Raw genomic sequence first — 9404 nt, 5'->3', positions numbered from 1 at the left:
AAAATTGGGCATGTTTCCACCGCCTCCACCAGAAGTAGTTGTTGGAGTCGTAGAACCAGTGGTAGGTGTACCAGTGCTTGGAGTTGTACCGCCAGTATTAGTTGAACCCGAGCCACCAATAATTACTCCAGCGGTTGGTTTAACGCCTTTAATTACAGGAATCGTAGCCGCTGATGTGGCTTTTATGACTGGAGTAACGGTTGCTGCCTTTATATCGGTTGGTTTCGTAGTAGTAGTGGCTGGCTGCTTTATGACCGTTGTAGCAGGCGAAATGGCAACAGGTTTTATAACGCTTGTAGCTGCGGGTGTTGTAGTTTTGACGGTTGTTGCAGTTGGCGTAATAGTTTTCACGGTTGTTGCAGGTTGCACAACTGGTGAAGTTGCTTTTATGGTTTGTCCAAACGAAATGCTATGAAGAGCTACAAATACAATTGTGAGCATCTTGACTAATAAGGTTTTCATATGATTGAAGGTTAATTAATTCGTAAATATTTTTATTTCACGACATCCTTGAGCGATACAAAAAAATAATCATCTTTTGCACTTTGCTGAGGGCTTATGAAATAAGTGTCATTTTTAAGTATTGCTGTTGTAGTAAAATTTATACCTTTGATTTTATCAAAAACAAAATTGAGTGTTTGGCTACTTTTAGCGTTCTCTTTGAAACTCATGGCAGTATGGTTTTCCTTTTCATTTATCCAATACACGAAATCTATCTTTAACTCATCGATCGCAAGGTTTTTCATTTCTTCAGGGTCAATTTCAATTTCTATGGTTTGGCGAGAAATTTTATTTGAATCGAGCGGAGTTGTAATGTCAATTAACTCTGTGAAACTATTTCTACTTATCCAATTACCTTCCATACGACTACCATCGCTCAGATATTCTGTCACTCTGTAACTCAAAGGTTTGTACATTCTGACTGCAAACGGAAACTGAATCGGCAATGAATAAATATCGGCTTTGCTTTTCATGAATCGCTTGGCAGGAAGTGTGACAAATTGCCCATTGACGCCTACAGCTCGTATTTCTATAGTTTTCATATATAAATCAGGGCGTAGATTATCAGTAAAATCATAACATTTTACTTCTAAAAGCGGGTATGCTGGTGGAACCTCTTCGTTTAAGTCAACTTTTTTTAATAAATCCTGCCAGCGTTGTACATCAATCTCAAATCGGAGGGCATCACCAGCAATGGCTTGGGTTTTCAGAATAGTATCTTTAGGTAATTCGGCTTTAATATTTTCAAAAAGTTTGGATACCTCTTTTACATTACTTTTTGTTTGCAGTGAAGCATCAAAACCGCCCACAACTTCAGCAAAAAAAGCATAATTTAAACTTAAAACTGTTCGTTTTTTTTCTAATTGCTCCATCAATAATTGAGCTTCGTAGTTTTCTACACGAAAAGTCATTATTCTTTCTGTCCAATACGATTCGGTTGTATTTTGCTTATCGTCTTGCTGAACTCCTACCGAGGAAGCAATTTTTTGTTCTTTGTTTTCATCAAAACCTGCCACTAACTGCGTTTCGATAATACGAATGGGCATTGGTTTCAGTTGGGTATTTCTGCCTAATTGTTCTTTTATATTTTTTAAAATATCAGCCGTTGGATTTTCTAACTTTACAGTAAATTGCACCAAATTCAAGAAGCGTTTTTCGCCTGCATTTCCTGTAGCTAAAGTGCCAGTAAAACGCATCGAAAGCAAAGAAAACTTTGGTTTCCCATCGGTTTCTGTGGCTAACGAAATTTTACTTGGGGCAAAATAGTAGAGATTTTTGTTTTTATAATCTTGGAAAACTTCAATTTTATCAAATAACTTTCTGCTAATTAATGAAGGTTGAGAATGACCGAAATTGAAAGAAAACAGCATCAAAACGATAGTAATTGATTGTTTCAAAAGAAAAATTGATAAAAAGAATTTAACCTCACCCTGGCCAATCTCCTTTGATGAGAGTGATCGAGGTGAGATGAAAACTAAGTTCATATATTTTCTTTCTTTTCTCTTAATCATTTGCCTAAATCAGGAAATTGAGCTTTTAATTGTGCTTCGCCAATCGTCAAAATCAAATTACTATAGGTTACCCATTCGCTTTCTAAGAGAGTGCCATCTTTCATCAATACATATAGTTTGTATTCAAAGGCCGGTTGGCTTCCTTCGGGAACAAATAAATCTCCACCTGACAAAGATTTCAAATCTTCTTTGATATCAATTGTGGGTAATGTTTGCTCGCTTTTGCCATTGGGATCGCCCTGAACCGACTTAATTTGGAGTTTTATTGCATGGGCTTTTGAAAACGCTAAAGCGTTCATTACCTCCACTCCTATCTTCTGAATTTTGCTCGAAGTTGTTCCTTTCAAAACCTTTTCTTGAATGGCCAAATTGCATGGTTCGCAGGCATCTACCACATAATCAACCCATATATTTTCAATCTCTTTTTTCTTAACCGAATCTCGACGGTCAACGACCAAATAGGTTAGTTCAACATTGGTTGCTTTACCTACTTTTAGCAAATCAAGCGGATTCACCACAAATATCTCTCCTGGGCGAGACGAGCCAGAAGCATTGAGTTTGATTTGTTCGACACCAAAGTTTGTTCCACCATCCTTATTTTTGAGTACCACAATATTTTTCAACGTTACAGGATAATCATAAGGGTTCTTTAGTTCACGAAACAGCTCAATGCCATCTTCATATTGTAGCTTACCGAAGGTTTGTGCTTCATTTACTTTCATAGTTGCAGTTACAGAAATATTTTTTTCGACATCTCCCAAAGGCGAAAAAGTAATATTTCCTGCAATGCCTTGGTCGTTCATCATTGCTCCTATCAAATCTTCTACACGCTTATCCATTCGCCACGAAACAATAATTGGACTAAAAACATCGGATGGTACAGTGATATTTACACTCTCATTTCGAACATCAAAATTCGATAAAGCACTTCCTAAATTAACTTTGGGCGTATCTTTCAAAAGCATAGTCATTGAACGCAGCTTGACTGTTTTGCCGAAAGATTTACTCAATAATTTTTCGGCAAGAACAACTTCTTCCTCGGTGATATTGGGGTAAAGTTTTGAAGTAACAATCACTGAACCACGCTCTCCTGTCCCAGCCGACAAATAATAAATACTGAAGGAATAAGCTTTACTGTCTTTGTCCCATTTGAGCGAATATTTGGCTGGTAAATAATAATAGATATTCGACCTTGGATTTTTGTCTTCATAAAGTTCATCAAACAAGTTGAGTTTACTCAAAATCTGTCTAAAATCTTCGCTTACCTCGGCTTTGATGAGATGAGGTACTCCAGATAGTTTTGGCCCTTGTGGTTCGTTTGAAACTGGCGGCGGCGGTGGCGGCGGAGTAGTCCCACCCGTGTTTGGCAAGTCAAATTTTGGTCTAATAATTGAAAAACTAGGATTGTATTTTACCGCTTCATATACATTTTTGTTTAATACAACACCCGAATTTGCAGCTTCGCCAGAAGTAAAACTTACTACATTGAAATTAGTATTGGGCTCTAATTCGGCTCTATTTTGATTAAAAACCGTCCATTTATTATTGTTCCACCAAACTCCCGTAGGGTTTACGTCATATTTTCCTGCCCAACGGGTGGTGGTAAAAACGATAGCATTTACATTATTATTGGTCGAACTTTGGTCAAAACTTGTCACATGGTTCATCGGGCGGTTGGTCACTTCAACTTGGTGTTTAAAAGCCGTTGCAGAAAGTGTTCCCATTTTGCGAGCAACATCGCTCCGTAAGACCAAAACATTAAATTTTGTTCCGATAGGCATTGGCTGTCGGTTTTCGTTATAAATTGCCCATTTACCATTTGTCCACCACATACCTACGGGCGATGTATTATATTTTCCCCAATTTTGTGTAGCAATTACTACCACATCACCTTTGCCATTTGTCAAAGCATTATCAAGCATAGTGATGTGTGCAGAAGTATTACTCAACTCGGTTGTATGCACAAAAGCACTGCCGAAAGACGCATCAAGAGCTAGAATATTGAATTTTGCTCCTGCGGGCATCGGTTTCAAGTTTTGATTAAAAACTGCCCACCCAGAATTTGTATAATAAACGCCAATTTCATTGGGGTTATAAACGCCATATTTTTGAGTAGCAAAAATAATAGCATTGGGATTATTATTTGTAAAAGCATTATCAATTTTCACCACGTGATTTTGAGTATTAGCAGCAGATGCAGTTATTTCAAAAACCTCGGGAGTTTTTGCTGCCAATACTGTTACTAATGAGACCTTCTCTGATGATACCGATATCATTCTTGGGTCGATTGTAGTGCTTGTTGCTGGTACTTTTTTAACAGGCTCTGTCTCAACTGGTACACGTCTTATATCACGAAAAACTCTTACAGGAGGTTGTGCAAGCAAGCTCCAAGTAGCAAAAAAGAAACAGAAAAAGAGTATATTTTTCATCTTTTTGTAAGGTTATTTGCTTATAAACCGCCAGAACTTGGTGGATATATGATTAACATTTTTTTGTTATCTCGTGCCAATTGCTCAAGGTTTTGTGTCATAAATGTGGCATACTCTACTTGATATTCTGCACCTGTTTGGGTAATACCAAATTGTGGGCCTACGCTCATTGGGTCTTTGATTTTTAATAAAGCATTGCCGTTGGCATCAATTGACATACCACTCACAACGATGCCATATTTATTCCCACCACCAATTGATAATATTGCAATCGGACCTCTTCGCAAAAGAGCTCTAAAGCCTTCAACAGAATAGCAAACCAATATCTCTTGATAATTTAACACTAAAGCATTAATCGTAGTCGCAACATCGTTGGGTAAGCCATTAATTGCAAAAGGACCAGAGGCAGTTTCAAGCCCTGGAATATCGGGCGATTGCTGGCGAGCGGTTGCCCACACCATACCCATAGCAGCTTTCCATGATGGAAGCCCCTCGAGTTGGGGAATAAGAAATACCTCGTAGTCAATATTTGTACTGTTGGGAGGTATCAGTCCATTTGATAATGCTAAAGAAGCCCTTTTTTCTCCTGGAGCAAAGTTTGCCAACATTCTGGCTCTTTGCCCAGTCGAGAACATATTCATACATTGGTCATTTACATAATCCATATAATTCATAAACATATCTCCTTCTGCTCCGCCAGCACTGCATGATATTGTAGGATAAGTAGGGCATCCCCCATTTGAATCCATTTGAAGAGGGGTATCAGTAACTTCATCATCAACTGCACAACCAGGTGGAAATTCGCCATTATCTCCCCAAATATGCCAAAGCCCTAAATAGTGAGCAACCTCATGAACAGTAGTTTTTCCTTGATGATTAGGTGCAGTAACTGTACCCGTTGTTCCGAAATAATGATAATCAATGACGACACCGTCTAATGCGGGATTATTATCCCAAGGAAAAGCCGCATAACCCATCAATGCACTTCCAGGAGCTATTTCACGAAGTTTACAGACCCAAATGTTGAGGTATTTTGAGGCATCCCATGGCACTACGCCATTTGCCGCAAGTTTTACATCATTCGTTCTATCATTAAAGGCAGTTGTTGTTGTACTCCTTCTTGTGATTCCTGTAGTTGCAGTGCCATCAGGTTTTCTTTTTGCTAATCTAAATTCAATCAAACAGTCCGAGGTTCTTCCTTTATAGGTAGTTGAAGGATTCGTGGCTATTTCGGTGGTATTTCTCTTTCTAAAAGCCCTATTTAAAGCATCAATTTGAGAATTGATTTGCTCATCAGTAATATTTTGAGTAGCATTATTATAAACCACATGAACAACCACTGGAATAATAAGTGGATTACGATGCAATTGAGGATTTATTGGGTAATTTTCTATTCTGGTTCTTAATGCAGCCAGATAACGATCAACAATTTCTCTCAAACCGCTCACCGAACCAAGGCGTTGGTTAAATACTTCTTGAGTTGTACATGCCTTTTTTTGAGAATAGCTATTAGAATATATAGAGTATAATAAAATTAAAACAAGTGTTTTTTTCATGACTCAATAAGGTTTAGTTTTCTAAAAATAAAATAATTATTGTGCAATAATATCTAAGAAAAGTGTTCCTGCATTATAAGGAATCCGATTAGTTTTAAGCGGTTGTTTTCCTTTTATAAACCATGTAACATCGTAAGTGTAGTCATCAATACCTTGTGGAAGTATAATCTCGGCACTTTTTGAAAGAATATTATCAGCCGATTTCATACTTAGGGTTTTTGACAATTCGTTTTCTCCATTTTTGTAATAAAGTCTTACTTCGGCAGCCCTCAGCCCTTTATCTTGAATCAATGCTGGATCAATTTCAACATAAACATCTTTTTTTACTAATGGCGGAACTAAGCTAATTGTCGAAAACTCTTGTTGTTTCCAATCGGTTTCGACCGTCATTCCACCTTGGAAAGTCCATTTGGTTTTATAATCATACTTTAGCCATTTTGCACGATTACTATCATCTTTCCAACCATATTGCATCTTAAAATTATTTGCTTGAGCATTGAAAGCTACTTTGTCTATCACTAAACTTTGGAGAGTTATGTCATTGTTTTCATGCTTTTTTCTCATCACTACTTCAATCGAGTTTATGTATGAATCAAAGTCTTGCGTTGCAATACCAACCAATTTTACAATGACATCTCTCTGCTTGTAAAGTGGGTCGTCAATATTGACATCTACAAAGCATTTTGGGCATTTTTCCATTACATTTCCTACGTTTTCTGAAAAAGTAAAGGTGCGTTGGTCTTCAGTATATTTGTTTAAATCAACTACGTATTTGCCTGTTCTACGTGTTTTTTTCTGAACAAAAGAAGCAGTTATTGCAAAACTCGGCACGGGTACTTGCTCTACTTGAGGTGGATTTTGGACACTCGAAGGGGGTAATCGAATGCCTCTTGCACGATAAATAGAATCCATATAAGTAATTGCTCTGACTCTTTCTCGACTTAACGCAGCAGTTGCATTTTCACGATTTTCGGTTCTTGCTCTTTCATTTTGTTGCGTTGCTTCTTGACGTGAATGATTCAGGAGGTCGGTTGCTCTATCTAATATGCTGCGTTGTTGGTCAGGTCTTAAGCTATTAAGGTCTTGTTCACCTTGCCCGCCAACACGGTCGAACATCAAGTTAACTAATTGATTATAAGCAGTTTCACGCATTTTATTGAGTTCAGCATCTTCACCAATTTGAGTTACTTTGATAGCTCCACTATTAGATAAATCTTCAAAAGCATTTCTAAGTTCAGCGGCAAATACAGGACTTGCGATGGCCGCTTCCACAGTTCTATTAGTGTATATTTGTTCAAAATCTGCTTCAATTCGACAGCTTTTGGGCGATTGATAGCCTTTTGAATCCATTTCAAATTGAAAACTTAAATCTGGTGTTGGCGTTTTGAATGTAGCTCTAAGAATGTCAGCCCCTTGTTTGGTTAGCATTACCGAAACTGCAGCTTTCTGTCCTTCCAATACTGGAGCCGAACCTAAGCCAACAACTTTTTTGGTAAGTGTACCATCACTACCAATAATTGAAGAAATAAGAGCAATTTTACCACTTTTATACATCACACCACCCATAAGTTTTGCTCCCGGCACTTTCTTTTGTAGTTCTCGCTCTGCAGAACGGATTTGTTCGGCAGGAACAGCTAAACTAACAACCGCATGAATAATTCCGCCAGCATCATTCGATTCGCTGATAGTTCCGCTACCTGTACTTTCTACATTTCTTACATATCGCAAAAAAGAAAATTGCAAAGAGCCGTCAGGATGAGTGGCTACTTGTATTTTATCAGGGAGATAATAATAATTTGTAGGAATACTCACATCAGGAAAAGCTGTAAGCTCACCAACCCTTACACCTCTATCAAAAACAATCTGTTGAGAATGTCCATAAATGGATATTGCCAAGAGAAAGAAGATTAAAATCTGTTTTTTAGTTTTCATTCCTTTAATTATTTGAGGTTTTAATTTGTTGGTAATTCATCTACATATAATAGCGTATCGGTACTTTTTTTCCTGCCTGACGGAATGACTTTGTTTCCCATAAGTCGCCAATTAATTTCATAATCGTAGCTATCTACCCCTTTTTTAAGCATAAATTCTGCTGATTGAGAGGTGGCTTTGTCAGTACTTTTAATATTGACTTGTTCCATTTTTTCGCCATCACCGTAATCATAGTAGAATTTTACATTTACTGAACGAATCTGATTTTCTTTCAAAAGTTCGGGACTTGCCTCAATTTTGACTTCTTTTAGTTGCATCGGCGGACTTAAATCCAAACCAAAATCGTCAGAAACTTGCCAAACACTTTCTTCTCGATGTCCACCAAAAAAGCTCCAAACAGTTTTATAATCATATTTAAGCCATTCGTTTCTATCATTATCGGCACCTGTTTTCCAGCCATATAACATGCGGAAAGAATTGCTATTAGTATTGAATTCTTTGTCGCCAATTCTCACTTCTTGAATGGTTGCATCACTTTCGCCATGTTTTTTTTTCATACTAAAGGTTACTGAATTGACATATTTTGTAAAAAGTGCTGGACTTTTTTTATCAACCGAAACAAAAACTTCTCTTTGCAAATAAAATGGGTCGTCTAAATTTACTTGCTTATAACAAGGCTTGCATTTTACGGCATCGCTCCCTACATTCTCATCAAATCGAAACGAAACTTCTTCGCTTAAACTTTTATTGAGGTCAATTGTAAACTTCCCTCGCTTGCGTTCTTTTTTAAATTTATAACCAAACACCAATTTGGTAGAAGCAGCCGAAGTTGCCACAGTTCCTGCTCCACCTGTTGCAGCACCAGCAGCCAAGCCAATGAGCGGAGTTAAAGCTGCCAAAGGATTAGCGTTGTTTTGCTGAGGTTCATCACTTGTGCTGACAGGCTCAAACATCATAGCTGAGAGTTTATTGAAAGCCATTTCTATCAATTGCTCTTGCGATTTATCTGAGCCTATATTATTGACTTTTATTGCTCCTGATTGAAGCAATTCTTTAAAAGTAGCCTCAATTTTTGCATCAATATTTGCACCTTCAAGTCCCGCTTTAAAAGTCTGATTCTCATAAATTTGGTCAAAATCAGCTACGATAGTGGCTTTGATTGGCGAACGATAACCACTTACGTCCATTATAAAAGAAAAACTCAAGTCAGGCGTAGCAGTTTTGAAAGATTCCCAAAGCACTTTTGAACCAAGTTTGGTTAATTGTATCGAAACAGCAGCTTTTGTACCTTCAATGACTGGGGCTTTGCCCACACCAATAACTTGTTTGCTAAACTCTCCTTTCTCATTGGCTGCCGAAGAAATGATAGCAAAAGTGCCCGCTTTATAAATAATTGGCCCTTTGATAATTACACTATCTTTACCAGTACGTACTTTTCGCTTCAAATCTCTTTCGGCTTCTTTTATCATGTCGTC

At 37.6% G+C, this 9404-nt stretch carries 6 protein-coding genes; all 6 read right to left on the bottom strand.

Going from position 1 to position 9404, the window contains the following annotated elements:
- Positions 1–462: hypothetical protein (locus ACH2CJ_RS11135; RefSeq protein WP_394992878.1), on the bottom strand; the 462-nt coding region annotated here is incomplete at its 3' end.
- Between the two features lie 32 nt (positions 463–494).
- Positions 495–1898, bottom strand: a complete 1404-nt coding sequence (locus ACH2CJ_RS11130) for a hypothetical protein (RefSeq protein WP_394992877.1) — start codon at positions 1896–1898, stop codon at positions 495–497.
- Positions 1899–2008: 110 nt separating this feature from the next.
- On the bottom strand, positions 2009–4441 hold the full coding sequence (locus ACH2CJ_RS11125; protein ID WP_394992876.1) for a hypothetical protein: 2433 nt from the start codon (positions 4439–4441) through the stop codon (positions 2009–2011).
- 20 nt (positions 4442–4461) lie between these two features.
- The gene (locus tag ACH2CJ_RS11120) at positions 4462–5997 is read right to left on the bottom strand and encodes a M43 family zinc metalloprotease (RefSeq protein WP_394992875.1); all 1536 of its coding nucleotides are present in this window, start codon (positions 5995–5997) and stop codon (positions 4462–4464) included.
- 36 nt (positions 5998–6033) lie between these two features.
- Positions 6034–7929, bottom strand: coding sequence for a hypothetical protein (locus ACH2CJ_RS11115; protein WP_394992874.1), 1896 nt, complete (start codon positions 7927–7929; stop codon positions 6034–6036).
- Between the two features lie 20 nt (positions 7930–7949).
- A partial coding sequence (locus tag ACH2CJ_RS11110) for a hypothetical protein (protein ID WP_394992873.1) occupies positions 7950–9404 on the bottom strand: 1455 nt, incomplete at its 5' end.

Source organism: Emticicia sp. (genome assembly GCF_043780375.1).
Taxonomy (GTDB): domain Bacteria; phylum Bacteroidota; class Bacteroidia; order Cytophagales; family Spirosomataceae; genus Emticicia.
Note: the sequence above shows the minus strand (reverse complement) of the source record. Positions and strands in the feature narration are given on the sequence as shown.

Excerpts from the sequence above, each read along its gene's own strand:
- ACH2CJ_RS11125 (WP_394992876.1), bottom strand. The coding sequence starts at position 4,441 with ATGAAAAATATACTCTTTTTCTGTTTCTTTTTTGCTACTTGGAGCTTG.
- ACH2CJ_RS11120 (WP_394992875.1), bottom strand. The coding sequence starts at position 5,997 with ATGAAAAAAACACTTGTTTTAATTTTATTATACTCTATATATTCTAAT.
- ACH2CJ_RS11115 (WP_394992874.1), bottom strand. The coding sequence starts at position 7,929 with ATGAAAACTAAAAAACAGATTTTAATCTTCTTTCTCTTGGCAATATCC.